The 23,132-nt window shown below is 45.2% G+C and carries 22 protein-coding genes; 15 read left to right on the top strand and 7 right to left on the bottom strand.

Annotation, left to right across the window (positions count from 1 at the left end):
• Positions 1 to 15: 15 nt before the first annotated feature.
• Positions 16 to 1,962: a sigma 54-interacting transcriptional regulator gene (locus ACSBL2_RS15370; RefSeq protein WP_442587423.1), complete on the bottom strand. Its 1,947-nt coding sequence runs from the start codon at positions 1,960 to 1,962 to the stop codon at positions 16 to 18.
• A 109-nt stretch (positions 1,963 to 2,071) separates the two neighbouring features.
• Entirely contained in the window at positions 2,072 to 3,724 is a 1,653-nt protein-coding gene (locus tag ACSBL2_RS15365) for a sigma-54-dependent Fis family transcriptional regulator (RefSeq protein WP_442587422.1), read from the bottom strand.
• A 153-nt stretch (positions 3,725 to 3,877) separates the two neighbouring features.
• On the opposite strand from ACSBL2_RS15365, the gene ACSBL2_RS15360 reads away from it, so the two are divergent.
• Genes ACSBL2_RS15360 through ACSBL2_RS15320 form a run of 9 tightly spaced genes read left to right on the top strand, consistent with a single transcriptional unit; the run spans position 3,878 to position 11,236 of the window.
• Positions 3,878 to 4,510 (top strand): hydrolase, encoded by a 633-nt coding sequence (locus ACSBL2_RS15360; RefSeq protein WP_442587421.1) that lies wholly within the window; start codon positions 3,878 to 3,880, stop codon positions 4,508 to 4,510.
• 44 nt (positions 4,511 to 4,554) lie between these two features.
• Positions 4,555 to 5,937, top strand: coding sequence for an alginate export family protein (locus ACSBL2_RS15355; protein ID WP_442587420.1), 1,383 nt, complete (start codon positions 4,555 to 4,557; stop codon positions 5,935 to 5,937).
• A gap of 21 nt (positions 5,938 to 5,958) precedes the next feature.
• Positions 5,959 to 6,702 carry a M17 family peptidase N-terminal domain-containing protein gene (locus tag ACSBL2_RS15350; RefSeq protein WP_442587419.1) on the top strand — a complete coding sequence of 248 codons (744 nt, stop codon included), beginning with the start codon at positions 5,959 to 5,961 and terminating at the stop codon, positions 6,700 to 6,702.
• 30 nt (positions 6,703 to 6,732) lie between these two features.
• Complete coding sequence (locus ACSBL2_RS15345) at positions 6,733 to 8,580, top strand: amidohydrolase (RefSeq protein WP_442587418.1); 1,848 nt, start codon at positions 6,733 to 6,735, stop codon at positions 8,578 to 8,580.
• A gap of 5 nt (positions 8,581 to 8,585) precedes the next feature.
• A complete protein-coding gene (locus tag ACSBL2_RS15340) occupies positions 8,586 to 9,023 on the top strand; it encodes a DoxX family protein (protein WP_442587417.1) in 438 nt (145 codons plus the stop codon).
• A gap of 49 nt (positions 9,024 to 9,072) precedes the next feature.
• Positions 9,073 to 9,546 carry a Dps family protein gene (locus ACSBL2_RS15335; RefSeq protein WP_442587416.1) on the top strand — a complete coding sequence of 158 codons (474 nt, stop codon included), beginning with the start codon at positions 9,073 to 9,075 and terminating at the stop codon, positions 9,544 to 9,546.
• A 19-nt stretch (positions 9,547 to 9,565) separates the two neighbouring features.
• Positions 9,566 to 10,249, top strand: a complete 684-nt coding sequence (locus tag ACSBL2_RS15330) for a YoaK family protein (protein WP_442587415.1) — start codon at positions 9,566 to 9,568, stop codon at positions 10,247 to 10,249.
• Between the two features lie 34 nt (positions 10,250 to 10,283).
• A complete protein-coding gene (locus ACSBL2_RS15325) occupies positions 10,284 to 10,583 on the top strand; it encodes a GNAT family N-acetyltransferase (RefSeq protein WP_442587414.1) in 300 nt (99 codons plus the stop codon).
• Between the two features lie 14 nt (positions 10,584 to 10,597).
• Positions 10,598 to 11,236: a TMEM175 family protein gene (locus ACSBL2_RS15320; protein ID WP_442587413.1), complete on the top strand. Its 639-nt coding sequence runs from the start codon at positions 10,598 to 10,600 to the stop codon at positions 11,234 to 11,236.
• Here the strand turns inward: ACSBL2_RS15320 and ACSBL2_RS15315 are convergent.
• The 5 genes from ACSBL2_RS15315 to ACSBL2_RS15295 form a co-directional block, all read right to left on the bottom strand.
• Complete coding sequence (locus ACSBL2_RS15315) at positions 11,220 to 12,320, bottom strand: MBL fold metallo-hydrolase (RefSeq protein WP_442587412.1); 1,101 nt, start codon at positions 12,318 to 12,320, stop codon at positions 11,220 to 11,222. The genes ACSBL2_RS15320 and ACSBL2_RS15315 overlap by 17 nt on opposite strands.
• 172 nt (positions 12,321 to 12,492) lie before the next feature.
• Positions 12,493 to 13,479: a helix-turn-helix transcriptional regulator gene (locus ACSBL2_RS15310; RefSeq protein ID WP_442587411.1), complete on the bottom strand. Its 987-nt coding sequence runs from the start codon at positions 13,477 to 13,479 to the stop codon at positions 12,493 to 12,495.
• Between the two features lie 59 nt (positions 13,480 to 13,538).
• Entirely contained in the window at positions 13,539 to 14,381 is an 843-nt protein-coding gene (locus ACSBL2_RS15305; protein ID WP_442587410.1) for a heme ABC transporter ATP-binding protein, read from the bottom strand.
• On the bottom strand, positions 14,368 to 15,402 hold the full coding sequence (locus tag ACSBL2_RS15300) for a FecCD family ABC transporter permease (RefSeq protein ID WP_442587409.1): 1,035 nt from the start codon (positions 15,400 to 15,402) through the stop codon (positions 14,368 to 14,370). Before ACSBL2_RS15300 ends, ACSBL2_RS15305 begins: the two co-directional genes overlap by 14 nt.
• Positions 15,403 to 15,412: 10 nt before the next feature.
• Positions 15,413 to 16,276, bottom strand: a complete 864-nt coding sequence (locus tag ACSBL2_RS15295) for a heme/hemin ABC transporter substrate-binding protein (RefSeq protein WP_442587408.1) — start codon at positions 16,274 to 16,276, stop codon at positions 15,413 to 15,415.
• 344 nt (positions 16,277 to 16,620) lie between these two features.
• Between ACSBL2_RS15295 and ACSBL2_RS15290 the strand changes: the two genes are divergently transcribed.
• From ACSBL2_RS15290 to ACSBL2_RS15265, 6 genes are all read left to right on the top strand, one after another.
• Positions 16,621 to 18,984, top strand: a complete 2,364-nt coding sequence (locus tag ACSBL2_RS15290) for a TonB-dependent receptor (protein WP_442587407.1) — start codon at positions 16,621 to 16,623, stop codon at positions 18,982 to 18,984.
• Between the two features lie 56 nt (positions 18,985 to 19,040).
• A complete protein-coding gene (locus ACSBL2_RS15285; protein WP_442587406.1) occupies positions 19,041 to 19,745 on the top strand; it encodes an HmuY family protein in 705 nt (234 codons plus the stop codon).
• Between the two features lie 8 nt (positions 19,746 to 19,753).
• The gene (locus ACSBL2_RS15280; RefSeq protein ID WP_442587405.1) at positions 19,754 to 20,491 is read left to right on the top strand and encodes an HmuY family protein; all 738 of its coding nucleotides are present in this window, start codon (positions 19,754 to 19,756) and stop codon (positions 20,489 to 20,491) included.
• Positions 20,492 to 20,530: 39 nt separating this feature from the next.
• Complete coding sequence (locus ACSBL2_RS15275) at positions 20,531 to 21,499, top strand: hypothetical protein (RefSeq protein WP_442587404.1); 969 nt, start codon at positions 20,531 to 20,533, stop codon at positions 21,497 to 21,499.
• A gap of 28 nt (positions 21,500 to 21,527) precedes the next feature.
• On the top strand, positions 21,528 to 22,472 hold the full coding sequence (locus tag ACSBL2_RS15270; protein ID WP_442587403.1) for a hypothetical protein: 945 nt from the start codon (positions 21,528 to 21,530) through the stop codon (positions 22,470 to 22,472).
• 91 nt (positions 22,473 to 22,563) lie between these two features.
• Positions 22,564 to 23,124 (top strand): biliverdin-producing heme oxygenase, encoded by a 561-nt coding sequence (locus ACSBL2_RS15265; RefSeq protein WP_442587402.1) that lies wholly within the window; start codon positions 22,564 to 22,566, stop codon positions 23,122 to 23,124.
• Positions 23,125 to 23,132: the final 8 nt, after the last annotated feature.

The raw sequence follows: 23,132 nt of genomic DNA, 5'->3' as shown, positions 1-23,132 counted from the left end.
GGTGCCGGTGTTGAGCTATTGGGTATATTCAAAAGTAATTCCCAGTTTTTTAATCTTGGAATTTAATGTGGTGGAGGGGATATGAAGCAATTCTGCTGCACCGCCGGGACCGGAGACTTTCCCGTTGCAATGCTTCAGCACTTTGATGATATGTGCCCGTTCCAGTTCCTCAAGGGTCATAATGCTTTGTTCTTCCTCCGGGAGAGCAGATTGATGGGGCAAGGCTGCAGTTGTTGCAGGAATATCAATGTCCTGGATTTCTTCCGTTGTACTCATCAGTATACTCCTTTCGATGAGGTGTTCCAGTTCACGGATATTTCCAGGCCAGTCGTATCCCTTCATCCGCTCCAGTGCCTTCGCTGCAATCCCTGATACCTTCCGGTTGTTCTTTTGCCCGAATTTCCCGATGAAATGTAAGGTTAACAGTTCAATATCTTCCTTGCGCTGGCGTAAGGAAGGGAGTTCGACAGGGAACACATTGAGGCGATAGTACAGGTCGAGACGGAACCGGCCTTCTGCCACTTCCTTTTCCAGGTTCCTGTTGGTGGCGGTGATGATCCTTACATCAATTTTCCTTGTTTTTGTACCGCCAATCCGCTCAATTTCTTTTTCCTGCAGGACACGGAGCAGCTTTACCTGTGCCTCTAGGGGGAGCTCGCCAATCTCATCAAGAAAAACGGAGCCTCCGTCGGCCTGTTCAAACTTGCCGATCCTTCTTTCGTTTGCCCCGGTGAAGGCACCTTTTTCATAACCGAAGAGTTCCGACTCAATCAGGGAAAAGGGAAGGGCAGCGCAGTTGACGGTCACCATTGGTTTCAGTTTGCGTGGTGACAGCTGGTGGATGGTTTGTGCAATTCTTTCCTTACCTGTCCCGCTTTCTCCAAGAATGAGCACTGAAGTCTCATCCGGGGCGACCAGTTCAATTTTCCTGAATACTGCCTGGAGAAGGGGACTATTCCCGATAATGCCTTCAAAGCTATTTTCAGGCTCCGCCATTTTGACTAAGGGATGTTTAAGCGTATCTGCCTTTAATGGTTTCGCCTGTTCCTTGTTGACCACGAGCCGGCTGATGATGATGCTGAGGAGTTCCTCCTGCTGATGGATCAGTTCTGCATACACCTGGTTATAGCTATCCGGAGCCCTGGAAAAAAACGCAATCTGGTATGCTCCGGCACCGGGTATGCTGAGGCGGGTTAGAAAAGCAGACTGAAGCTGAAAATGATCGGAAAGTACTTTTGCACAGGGGTTGTCCATTCTGAATTTCCTGAAGGCATATCCGTTAAATATGACCTTGTCCTTTCCATCAAAAGCCCCGGTGTTCCTGGATTTATATTCCCTCGGTGCAATATTCATCAATTTCATCAACTGTTCCGAATCCGGTATTTCATAGCTATTGTCTGATTTATACAGCTGGATATCCTGCGGTGAAGTCTCCGGATTTATCTTGCTGAACCGGATGAAGTCGAATGGAATAACGGCCGATAAGACCTGACATACCTGTTTCAGTTTCTCCTGGTAGTGTTCATTTTTATCCAGGATGAGTTCCAGCTTCTGATCAATTCCGGATTCCTGCTGAAAATTATATTTTATGCCCTGGCTGTGACGGTAGTGTGCAATGTCGAGCATCACCAGCAGGTCTTTTTCCCGGAAAGGTTTAACCAGGAAACCGTAAGGGAGTGTCGCCTTGGCAGCTTCAAGGATAGCCTGGTTGGTATTGGCGGAGATGAAGATAAAAGGGATGTCCAGTTCGTGGAGCTTCCCGGCCAGTTCAATGCCCGTTTTGTCTCCCTGCAGAAAGATATCAAGCAATACCCAGCCGGGTTTCTCTGTGGCAATGACCTCCAGCGCTTTGTTCACAGAAGGTGAAATCCCACAGACGGTATATCCCGCTTTTTCCAGCATGATCCGCAGGTCGTTGGCTACTATAAATTCATCTTCTACAATTAAAATCGTTTCTTTCATGGGAATGGCGCTGTATGGACTGCCTGCAATAAAAATACCAGTAGTTAAACTGCTGTTAATTAAAATGTTGTGAATGGATGATTGCAGAGACTGACGATATACCGTGGATTTACGATGGTAACACGAGCCCTTTTTTAATTTTCAGTTTTTTCATCTTTGAATTGAGGGTTGTTGCAGGTACCTGAAGCAATTCTGCCGCGCCGCCTTTACCCGATATTTTTCCTTTGCAGCGTTTCAGGACCTCCAGGATATGGTCGCGTTCATTTTCTTCAATGCTTTTGACGGCTAAAGCTGCGGAGCTACCGTTCAATTCCTGCATTTCTATTTCCGGAAGGTAGACCTCTGTGATGACTTTTGTGGTTGTAAGGAGAATGCTTCGCTCCATTACATGTTCCAGTTCCCTGATGTTTCCCGGCCAGGAATAGTTCTTCAGCTTTTTTACCATCAGGGCATTGATGGCTTTCTTTTCTTTTCCGGTTTTCCAGGCAAAGTGGGCCAGGAAATGTTTGGTTAATGCAGGAATATCCTCCTTCCTGTCCCTGAGCGGGGGAAGCTGGATAGGGAATACATTCAGCCGGTAATACAGGTCGCTCCGGAATTTACCTGCCCGTACATCTTCCAGCAGATTGCGGTTGGTGGCGGCAACGATTCTGACGTCGGTATGGATAACCGATTTACCGCCAATGCGTTCAATTTCTTTTTCCTGCAGGGCTCTCAGCAGTTTGGCCTGTAGTTCAGGAGAGAGCTCGCCGATCTCATCCAGAAAGAGGGTACCGCCGTTGGCCAGTTCAAATTTCCCGATTTTACGGTCTATTGCGCCGGTGAAGCTTCCTTTTTCATGTCCGAAGAGCTCGCTTTCCGCCATAGCCTGTGGTAGGGTAGCACAGTTGAGCTTGATCAGTAATTTTTTCTTCCTCAGCGAGCCCTTATGGATGGCACGGGCGACAAGCTCTTTTCCGGTTCCGGTCTCCCCGGTGATGAGTACCGTACTGTCGGCCGGCGCCACCTGGTCGATGAGGTGGAATACTTTTTTGATGGCCGTGCTCTGGCCAATGATGTCTGTATAGTTATTGGAAGTATTGATTTGTTCTTCCAGGTATATTTTCTCTCCTTCCAGCTGCTGTTTATACAGGTTAATCTGCTGGAGCTGCTCTTCTATTTTTTCGTTGGCGCGGATATTAGATACCGCCACACCAATCTGCTGACCGATATTTTTAAGCAGGCGGTAATACAGGTGCTGCACTGCACCTTCCTCTTTGGAGAAAATATAGAAAAATCCGGTTGGGCCGTGTTCGTCTGACAGACAAAGACCAATCATTTCTTTGATCCCCATTTGCTGCCAGAAGCTTAACCAGGGTGGTGTATGGTCCCATTGCATCACCTGATCAACATTGTAGACCTCTGGCCCCCCGGTTGCCTGGAGCAGATGGCACAAGCCATCATCCAGAGGGTAACTTTTATTGGAACGGGGGGAGATTCCGGGTTTGTTCTGGAAACTTTCCTGCTGGTTGTATAAAAAAGCACTATGGGTAAGCCGGTCTTCACTAATGGTACAGATGACAAATTCTTCAAAGGAAAACAGTGTTTTCAGTTTTTGGTCAATCACCTTAAAAAGATCAGTTTTATTCCTTATGGTCGCAATGGCACTGCTCAGGGAAAGAAGAATATCGGTTTCTCTTTCAGTATATGCGGTACGGTTGAGGGGAGCTGCTTTTTCTTTGAACGGTGACTCAGCAGAAACCGGTGTGCTTAGATCCTTCATGGGGGATAAAAGTAGGGAATTTACGCCGGATGTTCGTGAATTGGCGATATAAAGTAAGTAAAATCAGGGCTTTTATTTTTTAATATGTTGTTTTACAGGGTGATGTGTCTGTGGTATGCTTCTTGGCCTTCCGGATCAAAAAATATATAATTTATGAAACCATCACAGAATTTATTATCACCAGAGAACCATGCCCTGGTTCTGATCGACTTTGAAGGTCAAATGGCTTTTGCAACGAAAAGTATTTCTATCACTGAACTTCGCACGAATGTGGCCATCATTGCCGGTGCCTCGAAAATATTCAATGTACCGACGATTGTGACTACAGTGATGGAAGATTCATTCGCTGGTCCGGTATTTCCTGAAGTGGAAGAATTTTATCCTCAGGAGACCTCAGCTTATATCGACAGGACCTCAATGAACACCTGGGAGGACGAAGCGGCGTATCAAGCGATTACAGGAACAGGGAAGAAAAAACTGGTGCTAGCAGGATTGTGGACAGGGGTATGTATTGTTGGACCTGCACTTTCTGCTATGGATGAAGGTTATGATGTTTTTGTCATCACAGATGCCTGTGGTGATGTGAGTACTGAAGCACATGAGCGTGCGGTACAAAGAATGGTGCATGCAGGAGTGAAGCCGGTTACTTCAGTACAGTATATCCTGGAGCTTCAGCGTGACTGGGCAAGAACTGAAACTTATGTGGCGGTAACCGACCTGATGAAAAAATATGGTGCAGGTTACGGCCTTGGTATCCAGTATGCGCATAAAATGGTTAAACACTAAAAGTTTACCGTCAATACCTGAAACATTTTTACCATAAATTCTGTATGCCCCAATTTTCAAAGCCTAAAATACTCCTTTTCCTCCTCCTTGGCTTGCTTAAGCTGAGCATTGCTGATGCACAAAGTTTTAAACTGATGAGATACGATGAAGATTACAGTGCACTGCGCGATTCTTCATCGGGATTTTATAACCGCATAAAATTTGTGCCCCTGAATAAGGAAGCGTCTGCCTATGTGTCTTTTGGTGGGGAGGCCAGGCTGGAATATGTGGCCTTTGACAATGAAGATTGGGGCAGAACAGGAATCGGGCACAATAACTTCCTGCTGCAGCGCTATGATATCCATGCCGATCTTCACCTGGGCAGCCGGGTCAGGATTTTTGGGCAAATGAGAAGTGCATTACAGGGAGGACGCAAAAACGGATCGCGACCTATTGATAAAGACGCCATGAACGTCCAGAATCTATTTGTTGACTTCGTGCCCTATAGCAGGGGAGATCAAAAAATCACGCTAAGGGTAGGCAGGCAGGAAATAGATTATGGTTCCGGACGGTTGGTTTCTGTAAGGGAAGGCCCGAATGCAAGGCTCTATTTTACAGGTGCAAAGCTGAAATTCGCAGCTAAAAACCTGTCGGTAGATGCTTTTGTGATGTATGCCGACACGATTAATCCTGGGCGCTTTGACAATACACGTTCTAAAGAACTGAACCTTTGGGGAAGTTATGCCCGGATCATTCTTCCGGAATCAGCTAACCTGGACGTGTATTACCTTGGCATCCGGAGAAATGAATCTGTATTTGAAGAAGGGGCAGGCCAGGAACGCCGGCATACGGTGGGTACACGGATCTGGAAAGAGGGCGGGGGATTCATCTATAACTTTGAAGGGGCTTACCAGTTCGGCACATTTGCTTCGGGAAATATCCGGGCCTGGACAGCTTCCGCAGAATTGGGCTACTCTTTTGAAAATGCGGCACTGAAGCCAAAGATCAACCTGAGAAATGACTATATCTCCGGAGATGCGAATTCCGGCGACGGCAGGCTGGGAACCTTTAATCCCCTTTATCCCAAGGGTGGTTATTTTGGGTTTAATCCACAGATTGGGCCGGTTAACCTGATCGACATCCATCCCTATGCCTCACTGAATCTCAGCAATGCACTGATGGTACAGCTGGATGTGGTATTCAACTGGAGATATGCTTTACAGGATGGGGTATACCGTCCCAGCGGCACATTCAACCTGCCAGGATCTTCTTCTTCTAAACGGTACATTGGTACAGGTTACCTGGCGAGTGCCGTCTATAGCCTAAATAAATTTTTAAACCTGAATGTAGGTATACAATATTTCGATACCGGGGCATTTATCAATGATATCATTCCTGATGCCCAGAACGGGTTATTTATAAATACCCGTATCGCTTTTAAATTTTAATTCACCTTAAAAAATCCGCATATGAAATTTAATGATCATGCGATCACCTTTTTATCCTTTAAAACACTGAGGTTATTGAGCTTCAGCATCCTGTTTACAGGTTTTTACGGGAGTATAAACGCACAGCAGACTACTGCAGTAGGAACGTCAAAAGTATGGGGCACAGTGGACGGAATAGCCATTGAAGGAGTAGTACAAGGCCCCTCCGCACAGGTTACGCCTTTGCAGGTGGCCTGTGTTTTTGAATATACGGAGAATGATATCTACAATTCCCCGCCTGCTTTACCGCCGGCACTGAACGGGCTGGTCCACCTGGACCATGACCTGAAGGGATTGCTGACGGAGTTGCGCAAATCAGGCAGGTTTTCCGGGCAGGCTTTCGAAACCCTGCTGATTCATCCGCCGAAAGGATATATAGGAGGCAAAAGCCTGTTGCTGATTGGCCTGGGGGACCGGAATAAGTTTGCTCCCGAGCTCATGATTTCCATTGGGCGTGTGGCCATGAGGGAAGCCCTGAAAATTGGCGTGGAGAGCTTCGCACTGGCAAGTGACCTGAAGGATGCGGGGATAGATTCGCCGACGGCTTTGGTGGCGGGGAATGTTGTCAGGGGTGCTTTAACGGCTTACCGCACACAAGCCTGGTTGAAAGGCAAACAAATGGACCATTCCAAGCCACTCAAGAAGATCGTCTTACTTGCAGGACCTTCTTTTTTCAACATTGCCGGTGAGGGAATCAGTGAAGCGATTGCGGGCTTCAACAATTAACCGATTTGGAAATCATTAAAAATTAATAACATGAATGCGGATATGATTCTGTTTAATGGTAAAATTCATACCATTGCTACATATAAAGAACCGGTGACTGCGGTAGCCATTCAGGATGGTAAGTTCATTGCACTCGGGAGTGACGATGCGGTGATGAAGTTTTCCGGCAGTTCGACGAAGCTGATTGACCTGAAGAGGAAAAGGGTAGTACCGGGGATTAACGATTCACACATTCACCTGATCAGAGGTGGATTGAACTATAACCTGGAACTGCGCTGGGACGGAGTGCCATCATTGGCCGATGCGCTAAGGATGTTGAAAGAACAGGTAGACCGCACACCTTCTCCGCAATGGGTACGGGTGGTGGGGGGCTGGTCTGAATTTCAGTTTGCTGAAAGAAGGATGCCGACATTGGAAGAAATCAATGCGATAGCCCCGGATACACCGGTGTTTATCCTTCATCTGTATGATCGTGCCTTTATGAACAGGGCAGCTCTACGTGCTGTTGGTTATACCAGGGACACCCCTGCACCGGCAGGAGGAGTGATCCAGAAAGATTCATCCGGAGAGCCTACAGGGCTGATTATTGCCAGTCCCAATGCAATGATCCTGTATTCCACCCTGGCCAAGGGACCAAAATTATCCCTGGAACACCAGGTCAACTCCACCCGCCATTTTATGACGGAGCTGAACAGGTTTGGCATCACCAGCGTCATTGATGCAGGGGGTGGCTTCCAGAATTTTCCGGACGATTATAAGGTGGTAAACGAACTGAATGAGAATAAACTTTTAACCGTACGTATTGCCTATAACCTGTTTACACAAAGACCTCAACAGGAATTCGAAGATTTCGAGAACTGGACGAATTCGGTGGAACTATATCAGGGTGACGACATGTACCGTCACAATGGTGCAGGGGAGATGCTGGTATTCTCTGCGGCAGATTTTGAGGATTTCCTGCAGCCGCGACCCGACCTGCCTGAAAATATGGAAGCAGAACTGGAAAAGGTAGTGCGCTTGCTGGTGGAAAAAAGATGGCCTTTCCGTTTACATGCCACCTATAATGAAAGCATCAGCCGTTTCCTGAATGTTTTCGAAAGGGTAAACCAGGATATTCCTTTTGCGGGATTGCCCTGGATTTTTGACCATGCGGAGACCATTGATGAGCGGAATATTGAACGTGTAAAAGCATTGGGCGGTGGTATTGCCATCCAGAGCCGTATGGCGTACCAGGGTGAGTATTTTACCGACCGCTATGGGGTAGCTGCAGCAGCGCAAACCCCTCCGGTGAAGAAAATGATGGAAATGGGCGTGCCGGTAGGAGGTGGATCTGATGCCACGCGGGTAAGCAGTTATAATCCATGGGTATCTATGTACTGGCTTTCTGCAGGGAAAACCATTGGGGGACAGCAGATTTATACCGATACCAAACTGAGTAGGGAAGCTGCGCTGGAATTATATACCAGGGGTAGTGCCTGGTTCTCTAATGAACAGGAAAAAAAGGGAGATATCAAGGTAGGCATGTTCGCCGATCTGACGGTATTAACGGCAGATTATTTCCAGATTGAAGACGAAGCGATCAAAGGTATAGAATCAGTTCTGACTGTAGTTGGTGGAAAAGTTGTGTATGCGAAAGATGATTTCTCTTCCTTCTCCCCTCCGAAAATCCCGGTGCTTCCGGATTGGTCGCCCGTAGCCCTGTACAACGGTTACAATGGCGGTCAGTTACAGCCCGTAGTGGCCAGTACCATTCATTCTTGTGTGGGTAGCTGCGATGTTCATGGTCATGCCCATGAAGCGGTAAGGAAAAGCAATGTTCCTGTAAATAATTATACAGCTTTCTGGGGTGCCCTGGGCTGTTCATGTTTTGCCTTTTAAACGTTATGGAACAGATAATTAAAATGATACTGGAATCGGACCTGGGGTCATCATGGAACAATATGGCGGTGCTGGTATTCAGGGTATTGCTCATGCTGGAACTATTCCGGGTACATGGATTGAAAAAGTTCAGGCTGGAAAACGGGGAGAAAGAACACGTTCCCAATCCCCTGGGACTACCGGAGAAGCTTAACGGCTTGGTAGCTACATTTTCCGATACCATTGTCCCCTTTGTGGTGATGCTGGGACTGGGTACGCGGCTGATGTTATTGCCGAGTATTGGTGTTACGGCAATAGGTTATTTTGTGGTTCACCGCAATGATTCGGCGGAGGTGAGGGATGTGCCTTATATGTACACCCTTTCGATGTTGTTCCTGCTCATTATCGGACCAGGAACGTATTCCATTGATCAGTGGTTGGTCAACAGTTTTTACAGTTACTAAGTAGTACAGAATTTATTAAGCATAACAGGAAATTAAACAATAGATTAAAATGGAAATTACAATTGGCATTAAGCCTGCGCACCTGGAAGCAGTGGCGCACTCATTAAGTAAAATACTCGCAGACGAGTTTGTATTGTACACAAAAACAAGAAAAGCACACTGGAATGTAGAAGGCCCGGATTTTTACAATAAACATAAGTTCTTTGAGGAGCAGTATACTGCTTTGGACGAGATCGTGGATGAGGTGGCAGAACGCATCCGTACACTGGGGCATTATGCGCCGGGATCATTGAAAGAGTTTTTGCAGCTGACGCACCTGACTGAAGAGAGCAGACATGCAAATGACAGCCTGGGGCATATCAGGGCTTTACTTGCAGATCATGAAAGTATCCTTATCCATTTGCGTGAAAACATCAATGGCTATGCGAATGCACTTCATGATGCAGGCAGCAGTGATTATATCACAGGATTAATGGAGAAACACGAAAAGATGGCCTGGATGTTAAGGGCACATTTATCATAAACTTATTTAAATCATACACATGGAAGATCATAAACAGCATATCTGGTTTGTCACATTAATGCTTACAGCAGCCGCGGGTTTTTGCGATACCGTAACGTTTGTTGCGGCGGACAGGATTTTTTCTGCACATGTGACCGGAAATTTCATCACGTTTGCCTATCAGATGATCAAAGGCTCTGAAGCAGATGCATGGATCAAGCTGCTCACTTTTCCTGTTTTTGTCGCTGCCGTGATGCTTGGGGGATGGATAGGACAGCGCTCTGTCCGCAGACCCCTGCTACTTTTCTGCGAAGCCTTGCTGCTTATCTTTGCCGGGGTACTGGCTTATTTTTCAGGTTACCTGGAAGGGGCACAGCTGAGCTGGCCGATGTATGTGGTCACGATGCTGGTGGTGGTTGCGATGGGGTTCCAGAATGCTTTTGGAAAGCTGTTCAGCAAAGCTACGTATGGTCCGACGACCATGATGACCGGAAATGTGACGCAGGCTTCACTGGATCTGTGTAGCCTGATCGGTACGCGTCTGAAAGATGTAAATATCCTGGCCAGCTTTAAGAACCAGCTGATCACTATTGGCGGGTTCCTGGCCGGCTGTCTGCTGGGTGCTTTTTTTGGGAAACAATTCGGGTTGGTAGCTGTAGTTCTTCCAGGGCTTGCTATGGCAGTTTGCTATTTGTATACGAAGGACAGTGCCGCTTCATCCTGATGAAAACCAATTTTTACACGAAAATAATACAGCTATGGAAAATCCTGAAGTTAGGTTAAGTATGCCGCCCGAAGGGCCGAATGCCTTTGAAATTTTTGATGAAGAAGGAAAACAGGGAGAGATGATTTTTGATATCTCTGCCGGAAATTTAACGGTATACCACACAGAGGTTGAGCCTGCAAGGGAAGGGAAAGGATATGCCGGGTTGCTGCTGAATGCAATGGTGGAATATGTAAGAGCCAATCAGCTCAAGGTGATACCGATGTGTGTATATGTACACGCGCAGTTCAAAAGACATGCGGAGCGGTATGCGGACATTTGGAACAAACAATAAAGACTGGAAATCACATGGAAAAAGAAACGGGCCGGATTGAAGGCTTCAGTGATGGTGTATTCGCCATTGGAATTACTTTACTCGTCCTTGATCTCCATGTTCCGGAGTTGAAGGAAGGGATGAACGGTACTGCCCTATGGCGCGAATTGTCGGCGCAATGGCCTGGTTATATGGCTTTTGTCATCTCTTTCTTCAGCATTTTTATTGTCTGGGTGAGTCACCACAAGCTCTTTAAGCAAATTTACAGGAGAAACACGGGACTGATGTTTGCCAATGGGCTGATTCTGTTTCTGGTGACCTGCGTGTCCTTTCCTACCAATCTGCTGGCGAGGTTTTACCATTCTGAGGCACAGCAGCTAAGCATTACCCTCTACACGGGATTATTTGTACTGATGAATCTCTCCTTCAATCTACTGTGGTTTCTGGCCAGCAGGGACAGGAGTTTGCTGCGGCCTGATATCGATGACCAGTCGATCCTTGAGATCAGGAATACGTATCTTTATGGGATGCCAACTTATTTCGCTGCTTTTGCCCTGTCGTTTTTCTGGCCGAATACAGCTTTGCTGCTGTGTATCCTGTTGTGGGTTTACTGGGCCTTTTCATCCGGAAAACTCCAGATGAAAAGACGCAGGAGGGTTAAGGCCGCTCTTTAATCCACCAGTGTTTGGCAGGCAATATACTATCCAGTATGACCTTTTCCCCAATCAGTGGGGTGATCACTTCCAGGTTCAATACTTTTGCTTCTTTCAATACCCTGTCGATAGATTCGTCCCAGGTATGTGTAGCCAGGGCAAATTTACCCCAGTGCACGGGAAGCAATACTTTTGCTTGCAGATCCTGTGCAGCTTTGGCTGTTTCTTCCGGCATCATATGGATATTGGCCCAATAGGCATTGTATTGTCCATCCTCCAGGATGGCCAGGTCAAATGGCCCGTATTCCTTGCCGATTTTTGCAAAATGCTGGTCGTAACCTGAATCTCCACCCATATAAATACTGTATCCATTGGTTTTAAAGATGAAGGACGACCACAGGGTTTGGTTGCGTACCAGGCCCCTGCCGGAAAAGTGTCTTGCCGGTGCTGCTGTAAAGGTAGTGGTGGAATTGATCGAAGCTGTTTCCCACCAGTCCAGTTCCCTGATTTTGCTGGCAGGAACGCCCCAATATTCCAGGTGTGCACCTACGCCAAGTGAGGTCACGATGGTACCGATTTTATCTTTTAGTTTTAAAATGGTTTCATAATCCAGGTGGTCATAATGGTCATGGGTAATCACCAGCACATCAATTTTCGGCATATCTTCTGCATGGTAGATATCTGCACCATTAAAAGCCTTGGTACCTGCATAACTCACTGGTGAGGTTCTTCCACTGAATACGGGATCTACCAGTATGTTCATCCCGTTGACCTGAAGGAGATAGGAGGAATGGCCGAACCAGGTGATCTCTGGTTTTGAGGAGGGCTGAACATGGAGGTCTCTTTTAATTGATGGAAGGGTATAATCAGGAGATTTGCGTTCATGTTTGCCGAACAGAAAATCTTTGAATACCGTATAGAAAGTGCCTCCTCCGGTAAATGTTGGGGTAGGTGACTGATTCTGAAAGGCACCATCGTGGTATTGTGCCGATTTTTTTATTCTTTCCAGCCTGGCTCCGGAAGGGGCCTTACCGAAAGATGCCTGCTGCATGAATAAATAAATAATTAAAGCCATTATTCCGATGGCTAAGAAAATTGTGACCATAGTTCTCTTTAGTGTTTTGTGTAATCTCATGAGATAAAAAATCCATCAGCTATGACGGACAGGGCAAATGTAATTCAAATAATCCTATGAGACTTTGTTTAAAAGCCCAAATGTTATTTGTTTAGGGGTTCATTGCTGATGGAGCATCAGGGGGAGCCAGTTCTCCGTGTCATTACCCTGTATTTCCTAGTCCGCTGATATCACTTGGCGATATTCCAAAATACTTTTTAAAGGCAATACTAAAATTCGCCTGATGCCGGAAGCCTGTAATCAGGGTAACTTCATAGATCGTTTTGCGTTCTTCGAGAAGCAAATTTTTCGCGAGTTCCATTCTCAAGCGCGTGATATAATCGTATATGGTCGTGGCAAAGTATTCTTTAAAACCCCTTCTGAGTTTAGATTCGTTCAGCATGACTTCCTGCGCCAGTTCTTTTTGGGTAGGGGGATCGGCGAAGCGCGTTTCCAGAATAATCCTGGCGCGTTCCAATTTGTCGATATCGGCATCCCTTAGCAGTTTACCTGCTTCCGGTTGTTCATTGTTCAGCTGTTCGATCTGGTAAATGAGGAGTTCCAATACCTTGGCTTCCGTATGCAATCTTCTGAGTTCTCCGGTTTTTTTATCCTCCCGGAGCTCTGAAATGATACGGTGCATTTCAGGTGTGACGAGCATATCCTGTGCTCCATAAGATGCAGATAAGCCTTTATCTATTTCCTGTACAAAATCTTCATGAAGTGAGGAGTGGCGGTCTATTAATTTATAATAGTATTCCTTAGAAATCACCATCATAAAATAGGTGTAATCAATGCCAGGTTTGAGTTCGTAGGTGGCACTTGATGATGGAATAAAACGGATGTTGTGCCTGCTTCCACCGCTGTAAGGGGAAATTCTTTTGGTTGATGCGGGATGATAGAAGATAAAATGACTGGTCACGGTTTCCCCTTCTACTGCAGTATAAATGCGTACATTCTCAGTAAATTTCATTTCTGAGTACATTAAAAAAAGTCCGCCGCTGGTCAGCTGGTGGTTAACCATTTTTATAGGGGAGCGTTCAATGGTTACTTTTTTCTCACCAATTGTATTTCCTGGGGTAAAAGCATCCGGTATATCCTCTATAAAGAGCCATTCATTTAATCCTTCTATCTTGCTTTTTACGATCATGGCTATGGTTATGAGGAAAGGGATAAGGAACCAAAGATACTTTATTGTTTATATTCTTTCTAAATAGATGGCGTGTTTATTTGTATCTCTTTTGTGATCATTGAATTGAATTCGTCGGCGGCCATTCTGATTTCCTTGGCAATAATGTAAGGTGTGAGGGTTTTGGCATTCATAATTACTTCTGTTTCAAGGCCAAATACACTGTAGATATCCAATTGGTTCAACACTTGGGCCGGACTTCCATCTTTCCATCTGCGTCCGTCTTTTAACATCAGGATCCGGTCGGCATACTGGGCTGCAAGGTTTAAATCGTGCAGTACGGCCACGACCATAAAGCCTTTTCTGGTTAATGCTTTGGCAATAGACAGCGTCTGTTGTTGGTATAACAGATCCAGGCCTGCCACTGGCTCATCCAGTAAGAGTAATCCGCCGGGCTGGTCCCACAGTTGGGCAAGTATTCTTGCCAGTTGTACGCGTTGCTGTTCCCCGCCGGATAGGCTGAGGTAGGACCGGGAAGCAAAACCCGTTAACCCACATACACTCAGTGTTTCATTTACTGCGGTATAGTCTTCTTTTCTGGCCTTCCCGGTAAAGTAAGGATAACGGCCCATCATGACAATCTCTTCGATGCTGAAGGATAGGTTAACGGCATTATGCTGACTTAGTGTGGCTCTTTTTCTGGCCAGTTCTTCAGGTTTATACGTGCAAAGTGATTTTCCATCGAAGATGATCTTTCCTGCAGAGGGGAGATTCTCTCCATTTAAAAGACTGATCAGGGTCGATTTTCCCGCTCCGTTTGCTCCTGTAATCGCCAGCAATTCCCCTCTTCTCAAGGAGAGGGTTACGCCGTTTATAATGGTGCGGTTGCCAATTTTATAGCTTACTGATTCAACTTTTAGCATTTTTGTCTTTTAAAAGGATGTACAGAAAAACAGGGCTGCCAATTAAGGCGGTGATTACGCCAATCGGCTGTTCCATAGGAACAGTAAGCATGCGGGCCAGAAGATCGGAGAGGCAAAGGACTAAAGCGCCCATTAATGCGGAAGCGGGCAATACATAACGGTTATCCACACCACCTATCAACCGGGTCATATGGGGCACCAGCAGTCCCACAAATCCGATGATTCCGGATGCTGCCACCGATGCCCCCACTGCCATGGTACAGAGGATAACCACCCTGAGTTTTACTTTCGAAGTACGCATTCCCAGCTGGTCAGCCTGTTTTTCTCCGAGTACAAAGGCATTCAGTTTTCTGCCCTGGAGTGGTAAGAGTATCAAGGGAATGAGTATAAAAGGCAAGACTGAAAATAAGGTTTGCCAGGTAGACCCTGCCAGGCTGCCCAGCATCCAGAAAGTAATGGTCCGGAGTTGTTGTTCATCAGCATTGGCAGTAATTAGCCCTGTTAAGGCGCCACATAATGCATTTATCGCTATCCCCGCAAGCAACATGGTGGTAATATTTGGCCTGCCTTGATTTTTTGACAAGCGGTAAACCAGGGTGGCCGACAAAGCGGCGCCCAGAAAAGCACCGATGGACACGAGATAATAACCAACAAGAGCAGAGAGGCTGGAAAGTAAGGTAACTTCAAGCACAATAACCAGAACTGCCATCAGGGATGCCCCGGCAGAAATTCCAATTAAACCGGGTTCTGCCAGGGGATTGCGAAATATGCCCTGTATGGCCGCGCCGGAAATGCCCAATGCTGCGCCCACAAATAAACCCAATAAGACCCTTGGCAAGCGTACGAGGTACAGTACGGTTTCATATGGAGGCGCTACGGTTTGTGAACATACGCCCAGTTTGTTTCCCAGCATCACCAATACTTCATTCAGGGGGATCTGCATGGCACCCATGGCGAGCGAGAAGCAAATGGCCAGGGCCAGGGACAAGATGAGTATGATATAAATAAACTTTCTTTTCATTCCGTAGCACTTAATATAATTTTTCGTTCAGTACTTTTATGGCTTCCGGAAGTCGTGTGCTGAAATTGACCATTAAGGGTCCGTCTACCTGTATAATGTTTTTATTTTTACCGGCATTGGTGCCGGATACACCAGGCATTTCTAATATTGATTTCATTCCCCCGAGACTGCTGAGCCCAAAATCAAAAAGGAGGATAACATCTGGATTTGTCTTCACCATCATTTCAGTACTATAGGGCTTGAATTCTGCAAATTCTTTCACCGCATTGGCACCGCCACTTAGCGAAATGATGGCATCTATCTGACTTCCTTTACCTGCAACAGTCATGGTACCTGTACCCCGGGCATAAATGAATAGCACTTTTTTAGTTTTTTTGCTGTTCAATTTTACCTGGTTGAGCACGGTCTGCAAGGATTTCTCTGTACGGACGATCAATTCTTGTCCTTTTTTGGGGTTTCCAACAGCTATAGCGACCTGGCGGATGAAATCTATCGCAGCCCTGGTACTGAATTGCTGTCTGAAAGTAACCAGTCTGATACCTGCCATCTTTAGTTGGTACCGTATTTCTTTTGTGATGTCCTGTTCCGGAGCCAATACCAGGTCTGGCCTGAAAGACAGTAGGGCTTCAGCAGATAAGATGCGGTTGCGGCTTACTTTTGGCAATTGTTTGACCGCCTGGGGGTATAAGCTGGTTACATCTGTGGCCACAATACTGCTACCATAACCAAGGGCATAAACAGTTTCGCTAATTGCTGCACCGAGGGTGATGATCCTGGCCGGGGGAGCTATCGTGTGAAGTGCTTTCGTAGTGGGCAGTGCTCTGGTCTTGCCATATATCAGGCAGAAGAGCAACAGGCAGTAAAGTGGTTTCATGTCATTTCAATTCTGCTGCAAAACAAGCATTTAATTTTGCGCTCCGCAAATCAGGAATTTTGCAGGTATGCAATCCGAAAGCAAGGGTTTATGGATGTTAAAAATTGTAATTGTTTTACAAATAACTGATATACATGAATTTGTGTGAATTTTTTGTGGGTGTTGCCTCTCTTTCCAAACCTCGCTTTTCCCGTTTTTTGACCGTATTGCATACAAAAAAAAGCGGATTGCATACAGGATAAACCGAATTGCATACAATAAATTATCAAAACTATTCAAACATTTGCATGCGGTTTATTTAGAACGATTAAAAATAATTCAGCCCAACAACATTACGATATAAAATGATCAAATACTTCCTGTTTATTATATTTTTTTTCCTCAGCCCAGCTGCCATTCGGGCACAGTCGACCGGTAGTTTACAAGGCATGATAACCGACCAGAAAGGCAGACCATTGCCAGGTGCCACCGTTTTAATGGAGCCGGACCGGCATTTGCTTAAAAGCGGTATAACAGGGCAATTTTTATTTCAGCATATCTATGCAGGAGCCTACCAGCTCAGGGTGAGCATGGTTGGGTTTAAGACCTACCAGGGGAGAGCGGTCATTCAAACCGGTAAAACATCAGTTTTAAATATACGTATGGAGCCTGGTGAAAGCGATCTTGAAGAAGTTGAGATTTCAGGATCCTTAGCGGCACCGGACAATTTGCTGAAAGCCACAAGGAGTGCTATGCCGGTAACCATCATTACCCGCCGTACGATTGAACTCATGGGCAGCCGGAGGCTGGATGAGGTGTTGAAAGAACAAACCGGAATTGCAATTGTAAACAATATTGGGGGAGGTGCCAGGGCTGTTGGGGTGCAGATGCAGGGATTTGGAAGTGAATATGTGATGGTACTGATAGACGGACAGCCAATGACGGGACGTAACAGCGGGAACTTTGATCTGTCGAGAATCAGTGTTTCCAATATCGAACGAATTGAGATCATAAAAGGAGCTTCCTCCTGTATATTTGGTAGTGAAGCCCTGGGTGGTGCCATCAATATTATCACCCGACATGGTGCTGTACAGCCTCAGGCAGTGGCCTCGGTAAATTATGGAAGTCTGAATATTCTTGATGTTACGCTTGAAGGGGAAACACCTTTTGCTTCCCAACGGGGTTCTGTAAATGTTTCTGCCAATTATTACCACAGTGATGGGTTCAATACCAATCCAGATTATATTCAGTCGGGCACCACTTCGCCACCCTATAACAATTATGCGGTTCAGGGACGGGCAAGGTATCGTCTGACCAAACAAAGTACCATAGGGATAAGTGGCAGGTATGCCCTCCGGGAATCATTTATGCCGAAAGATTTCGGCCTTGGAAATGTCTCCGGGGATAGTCAGGATGAAAAGGATTTAAATCTGTCGCTTACTTTTGACCATCACTTCAATAATGGGCTGCAGAGTGTTAGCCGTTATTATTTAACCACCTACTCCTCAGATATGAGTGTGGCCTGGCAGCAGAGCAATACCAGGGTAAGCCAGGATATTTTTAAGCAAAACCTTAACCGGTTTGAGCAACAGTTTGCCTATACACCGTCCAATGGAATCAAACTTACTTCCGGTCTTGGCGGGAGCCTGGAGCGTATGAACGATGAGGCGCTTACAAATCCGGGGAATATGGTGAATCTATTCGCTTATTTGCAGGGCGACTGGAAGCTCAATGAAAAAATTGATGCCCTGGCCGGTGTCCGGTATGACCATACCAATAATTACGGTGGGAGGTTGAATCCAAGTTTAGGCTTACACTATCATATCCTGCCAAATCTAACGCTGAAGGCGGGTGTAGGTACAGGATTTAAAACACCAGATTTCAAAACCAGGTATTTGGTATTCTATAATCCGACAGCAAACTACCTGGTGATTGGAAATGATGTGCTTAAAGAAACACTGGCACAATTGCAGCGTGAAGGACAGATCAGTGAAGTGAGGGAATACCTGCTTCAGCAGCTGGGAAACAATCTGAAGGCCGAACGAAGTACTTCATTCAATGCGGGTTTTGTCTGGAAGCCGAAAGAAACGGTAAAAATAGAAGCAGGTGTGTTTTACCATGATTTGAGAAATCAGATCAATAGTATACAGATTGCGACAGGAACCAATAACCGTAATATTTATACCTACCAGAATTTGCCGAAGGCTGTAAATAAAGGGATTGATGCTTCCATCGTGGTAAACTTATCAAAAGACCTGGAATGGAGTTCGGGGTATCAATACCTGGTTGCGAAAGACCGGAGTGTGGAAGATAGTATCCGTCTGGGCAATTGGCCTTATGGCCAGAATATACATGACCCGGCAACGGGAAATTCATATGCACCGAAACCATCGGACTACTGGGGAATTGAAAATAGATCCAGACATATGATCAATACAAGGATATTTTATGTATACCGTCCCTGGGATATCAGTATCAATGCCAGGGTCAATTACAGAGGGAAGTATCCGTTTGGCGACCGCAATGGCAATAATTTCATTGATCGTTACGACACTTTTGTACAGGGGTATTTTCTGGTCAATGCTGCCATAGAGAAGAAACTGATCAACCAGCACCTGAGTGTCAGGCTCACTGCCGATAACATCGCAGATTATGTAGATCCGTTAATGCCGGGACAATCGGGCAGGGTGATATTGGGGGGACTTACGTACCGCTTTTATAAAGATTAATCAACCGCATGGACACAAGTTCATGATAGCTTCATGACTATTTAAAACACATAACAATGCATCAATTAAAATCAACACTGTCGATACTCCTGGGTGGAATGCTACTGCTCACGGCCTGTAAAAAAGAAGCGATAGACCAAACCCTACTGCTTGAAGATGGAAAGAGCACTGTAATTAAAGACCTGGCAGGCGATACAGAAGCTGCTATGGGAACAAGTGCACCCGGGAAGGTGAACAGGCCTTTTTATATTTTCTTGTTCCGGTTGAGGGACCAGAAGCAAATCTGGATCAGGAATGCTGCAGATTCCGCGCAATGGTTAAAAAGCAGGGACTGGGACCTGGCTTTTACAGGGCCGTATAACAGTGAAGTATATGTAAATGACAAGAGTTATCAATTTAATCCGGGTTACGAAGGTGAAGCGTCCAGTGCAGTGATCATGTTGGGGCAGCTTTACGCCAATGTGAGTCAGGCACCTTCAGACACTGAATTTGACCAGAGCACGGCCAATAAAATAGGTTGGGCATCATCAGAAAATTCTAATGGCTGGTTTTTCTATAGCTTGAATACCCACATTATGCAGGCTATCCCGGATCGCACCTATGCTATTCGCCTGCCTGATGGAAAGTATGCGAAACTCCAATTGGTTAATGCCTATAAAGGAAATCCACCAACCGTAACGGACCTGAATTGGCCAGCGCCCTATTTCACCTTCAGGTACTATGTTCAACAGGATGGCAGTAAGAATTTAAATACAAAATAAATATAACTATGCAAATAAGATTTAGACAATCAGTTCGATGGATGTTCGTGTTAATGCTTGCCGGTGTATTGGCTGCAGGGTGTTCAAAAGATGACGATCCTGTTATCGAGCCGGAAGAACCGGCTGGTGCTGTTTCCTATTACAAGCTTCAGCGTACAGAGAACTTCCTGGCACCAACAGACGATTCAAATCCTACGGTTACACCGGCGACCGTTTATTTTAGCCTGGAAACAGGTAAGGAAGTTCGGGCATCTTACGCTAAGACCGTGCGCTGGGATTTGGCTTTTGGCGGACTTTACAACAGTTTTTTAAGTGGTAACAATGGGAAGGATGCCACTAATTTTGGTGGTGGAAGTATTGGGCAGGGGGGGATCCTTATCCTTGAAAAACCCTTTGCCGAGGTGACGGATGTCCCTGCGGATAACCTGTTCCGTACAGGTAAAAATCTGATAGGGACAGATAATGAAGGAAGTTTTGGAGAGGGGATAGGCTGGTACCTGTATGATTTCGGAGGAAATATTCTGGGCGATTCAAGTTATGATAAGATGCACGTTGCTTATGCTTTACCGGAAAGAAGAACCGTTGTATTGCGCACGGCGAAGGGCGATTATGCCAAAATAAAAATGATTAGCTGTTATAAGGATGCATTTACCCCTGACCAATGGTTTAGAAACACCCCACATATGTATTTTACTTTTGAGTATGTGATTGTTCCGAAAGGGAGCACAAAATTCGAAATCAAATAAATAGCCTATATACCCAACACTTTAAAATTATTGTCAATAATGAAATTCAAAATAACCGTTTTTATAGGCAGCCTGATGATGCTGACTATGTTTAATGCATGTAAAGAAACCCTATCTCCACCAGAACAATCCAATAGCAAGATCGTATCTTATACCATTCCTGTTTACGATGGTGAACTTTCTGGCATCATTGATGAAAGCGATAAAACAATTACTGTTTATCTCCCTTTCTATTACCAGCTGGACGTCATAGATCCAATTATTAAACTGGCAACTGGTGCCAGTATTTTAGAAGAGTTACTGCCTATTGATGTTTTGGATGATAAAACCATTTATACGGTAACAGGAGCCGATAAATCTGTTACGGTCTATAAATTAATCATTAAAATACAACAGATTTCACCTTTGGTTATCAATGAACTGTCGACTGGCGCCAGCCCTTCAGAAGTCGCTATAGGTTCAGGGGGGCTGGTGATCAGTGGTAACTTTAACACAGCAGATCCGACCAAGATAAAGGCTTTTCTGGTTGGAGAAGATAACGTCGAAACGGCTTTGACACCAAGTGTAGTTTACACCAGCCACGGTATCACTATCAACGTTAATTCTGATGGAACAAAGAATTATGTACTTTCCTATCTGGCCATCCCTCCTTCAATGGAACCAGGCAGTTATAAGCTTAAAGTAAAAATACAATCCCTTATGGCCATGAATGTAAACCCAATACAATTGGTTATTGGTCGCCCTTCTATAAATTATCTTCCAGTAACGGTAAAACAAGGAGAAACATTTACCATAAAGACCTCCGGCAGTATTTTTGTCAACTTTACGGAATTCAGTATACTGGTAAACGGGACTAAAGTCATATGTCCTATTATTTCTTACGACCGGACTTCAGCGACGATTCGTTTACCAGAATCGGTACCTCCCGGATCTTATGCCCCAACAGCACAATTTGAACAGTTTTCGAATGTTCCTACCTATTGGAACATTACTGTACAAGCAAAATAAACAGATATTTAATTAGAGCTATTACCCCATGAAACATATTTATAAAATAACCTCTTTATTCCTTTTGTTAATTATCCTTGCAGGTTGTAAAAAGGAATACCAGGAGTATACTTTTAAAGACATCATTAGTTTTAACATGGAAGATGCCCATGGAGAGCCCCTTAAAGGTTTTATATCAAACAATGAAATTGTGATCAACTGGCCTGTGGAACAGGAACTGCCTGATCATATCAGCCCCCAGATCAATATTGCAGAAAGGGCGCGTATTTCACCTGCTTCCGGTACTGAGGTAAAACTTGAAAATGGGACAACTTATACCGTTACTGCAGAGGATGGCAGCACTGAAGTTTATAAAATCAGGCTTGTGCTTAAATCCATTCCGCCGTTTATTAGACAAACCAGCCTGCGCACAGGAAATAGTAAGGTTTTTGCCTTGCAAAGTGCATCAGTAACAATCAGTGGGGATTATTTTAATCCAAATTTAGAAAAAACGAAAGTGTTTTTTATTGATGCCCAGAATGTCGAAACACAGGCCGTCGTGTCCAGACTGACTGAGATCAGCATCACTACAAAAGTCCCATTTGAATTGGGGACGTACAAAATGAAGGTGGTGAGCAACACCGATACCATTTTTTATGCAGATGCATTTGATGTGATAGCGGTCTATGCTGCGCCTACACTTCCTTATAATGCCCTTGCTGTTCCCTTAGTGTTAAAGCGGGGGGATTCTTTTACCGTAACCGGAGGAACTTTATTAAGTGGAGTTAATACTGCGCAACTGGGTAGCTTTACCCTCCCTGTGAGTACCGCCAACCTCATTGTCACACAGGCCACGAATGAGAGCGTTGTTTTTAAGGTTCCGGATACCACTCCAATAGGGGTGTACCAGCAACTGATTTATAATTATATACCCGCAGGTTATTATAATGCAGGGGGGAGTGCGATAAGTGCAAATATTACAATTATAGAGTAAAAAATAATGGATCATGATTCACATCCATCATACACATTTCTAAAACAGTAAGGCTTTAAAGAAAAAATACAACCTTAAACACTATTCAAACATGCTAAGTACAAACATCAAAGAAGTAACCAAACCGGGGCATCAGGCGCTGGAAAAAAAAGTAATATTCAAACTAAAAGCGATTCGCAGCCATGCGGACTATGCAGAGCTACTCAAACATTTTTATGCCTTTTTCAATGCTGTAGAAATAGCTATTGCGCCGTATCTTACTACTCAATTATTACCTGACCATGCGGAGCGTCGGAATGCTGAATATCTGAAACAAGATATTGAGGCACTGGGGGCAGAGGTAAATGACCTGCCAGTGGTAACTGTTCCCGAAATCACCAATACCTTGCAGGCACTGGGTGCGATGTACGTCATGGAAGGTTCTATTATGGGCGGACCTATCATTGTGCAAATGCTGGCGAAGTATGGGGTAAGCACAGGTGTTTCTTTCTTTTCCGGTTATGGTGAGGCTACAGGAATGATGTGGGCTAAGTTTGTAGCCATTATGAATGAAGCTGCTCAAACTGAAGAAGAAGAGGCTATTGTCATGGCCGCGGCCAATCAAACGTTTGACCTTTTTTCTGGAGTATTCGGGGAGGTGGCTGTAGCTTAAGCGCCTGT

Origin of the sequence: Pedobacter sp. AW31-3R (assembly GCF_052180285.1) — a bacterium.
Lineage (GTDB): Bacteria > Bacteroidota > Bacteroidia > Sphingobacteriales > Sphingobacteriaceae > Pedobacter.
The sequence above is the reverse complement of the archived record's forward strand: the minus strand, read 5'-3'. Positions and strand labels throughout refer to the sequence as shown.

What these genes read in the sequence shown, in the direction of transcription:
- ACSBL2_RS15265 (WP_442587402.1), top strand. Translation starts at nt 22,564, where the DNA reads ATGCTAAGTACAAACATCAAAGAAGTAACCAAACCGGGGCATCAGGCG.
- ACSBL2_RS15345 (WP_442587418.1), top strand. Translation starts at nt 6,733, where the DNA reads ATGAATGCGGATATGATTCTGTTTAATGGTAAAATTCATACCATTGCT.
- ACSBL2_RS15280 (WP_442587405.1), top strand. Translation starts at nt 19,754, where the DNA reads ATGCAAATAAGATTTAGACAATCAGTTCGATGGATGTTCGTGTTAATG.
- ACSBL2_RS15325 (WP_442587414.1), top strand. Translation starts at nt 10,284, where the DNA reads ATGGAAAATCCTGAAGTTAGGTTAAGTATGCCGCCCGAAGGGCCGAAT.
- ACSBL2_RS15285 (WP_442587406.1), top strand. Translation starts at nt 19,041, where the DNA reads ATGCATCAATTAAAATCAACACTGTCGATACTCCTGGGTGGAATGCTA.
- ACSBL2_RS15320 (WP_442587413.1), top strand. Translation starts at nt 10,598, where the DNA reads ATGGAAAAAGAAACGGGCCGGATTGAAGGCTTCAGTGATGGTGTATTC.
- ACSBL2_RS15330 (WP_442587415.1), top strand. Translation starts at nt 9,566, where the DNA reads ATGGAAGATCATAAACAGCATATCTGGTTTGTCACATTAATGCTTACA.
- ACSBL2_RS15300 (WP_442587409.1), bottom strand. Translation starts at nt 15,402, where the DNA reads ATGAAAAGAAAGTTTATTTATATCATACTCATCTTGTCCCTGGCCCTG.
- ACSBL2_RS15350 (WP_442587419.1), top strand. Translation starts at nt 5,959, where the DNA reads ATGAAATTTAATGATCATGCGATCACCTTTTTATCCTTTAAAACACTG.
- ACSBL2_RS15295 (WP_442587408.1), bottom strand. Translation starts at nt 16,276, where the DNA reads ATGAAACCACTTTACTGCCTGTTGCTCTTCTGCCTGATATATGGCAAG.
- ACSBL2_RS15360 (WP_442587421.1), top strand. Translation starts at nt 3,878, where the DNA reads ATGAAACCATCACAGAATTTATTATCACCAGAGAACCATGCCCTGGTT.
- ACSBL2_RS15315 (WP_442587412.1), bottom strand. Translation starts at nt 12,320, where the DNA reads ATGGTCACAATTTTCTTAGCCATCGGAATAATGGCTTTAATTATTTAT.
- ACSBL2_RS15290 (WP_442587407.1), top strand. Translation starts at nt 16,621, where the DNA reads ATGATCAAATACTTCCTGTTTATTATATTTTTTTTCCTCAGCCCAGCT.
- ACSBL2_RS15370 (WP_442587423.1), bottom strand. Translation starts at nt 1,962, where the DNA reads ATGAAAGAAACGATTTTAATTGTAGAAGATGAATTTATAGTAGCCAAC.
- ACSBL2_RS15310 (WP_442587411.1), bottom strand. Translation starts at nt 13,479, where the DNA reads ATGATCGTAAAAAGCAAGATAGAAGGATTAAATGAATGGCTCTTTATA.
- ACSBL2_RS15335 (WP_442587416.1), top strand. Translation starts at nt 9,073, where the DNA reads ATGGAAATTACAATTGGCATTAAGCCTGCGCACCTGGAAGCAGTGGCG.
- ACSBL2_RS15355 (WP_442587420.1), top strand. Translation starts at nt 4,555, where the DNA reads ATGCCCCAATTTTCAAAGCCTAAAATACTCCTTTTCCTCCTCCTTGGC.
- ACSBL2_RS15365 (WP_442587422.1), bottom strand. Translation starts at nt 3,724, where the DNA reads ATGAAGGATCTAAGCACACCGGTTTCTGCTGAGTCACCGTTCAAAGAA.
- ACSBL2_RS15305 (WP_442587410.1), bottom strand. Translation starts at nt 14,381, where the DNA reads ATGCTAAAAGTTGAATCAGTAAGCTATAAAATTGGCAACCGCACCATT.
- ACSBL2_RS15270 (WP_442587403.1), top strand. Translation starts at nt 21,528, where the DNA reads ATGAAACATATTTATAAAATAACCTCTTTATTCCTTTTGTTAATTATC.
- ACSBL2_RS15340 (WP_442587417.1), top strand. Translation starts at nt 8,586, where the DNA reads ATGGAACAGATAATTAAAATGATACTGGAATCGGACCTGGGGTCATCA.
- ACSBL2_RS15275 (WP_442587404.1), top strand. Translation starts at nt 20,531, where the DNA reads ATGAAATTCAAAATAACCGTTTTTATAGGCAGCCTGATGATGCTGACT.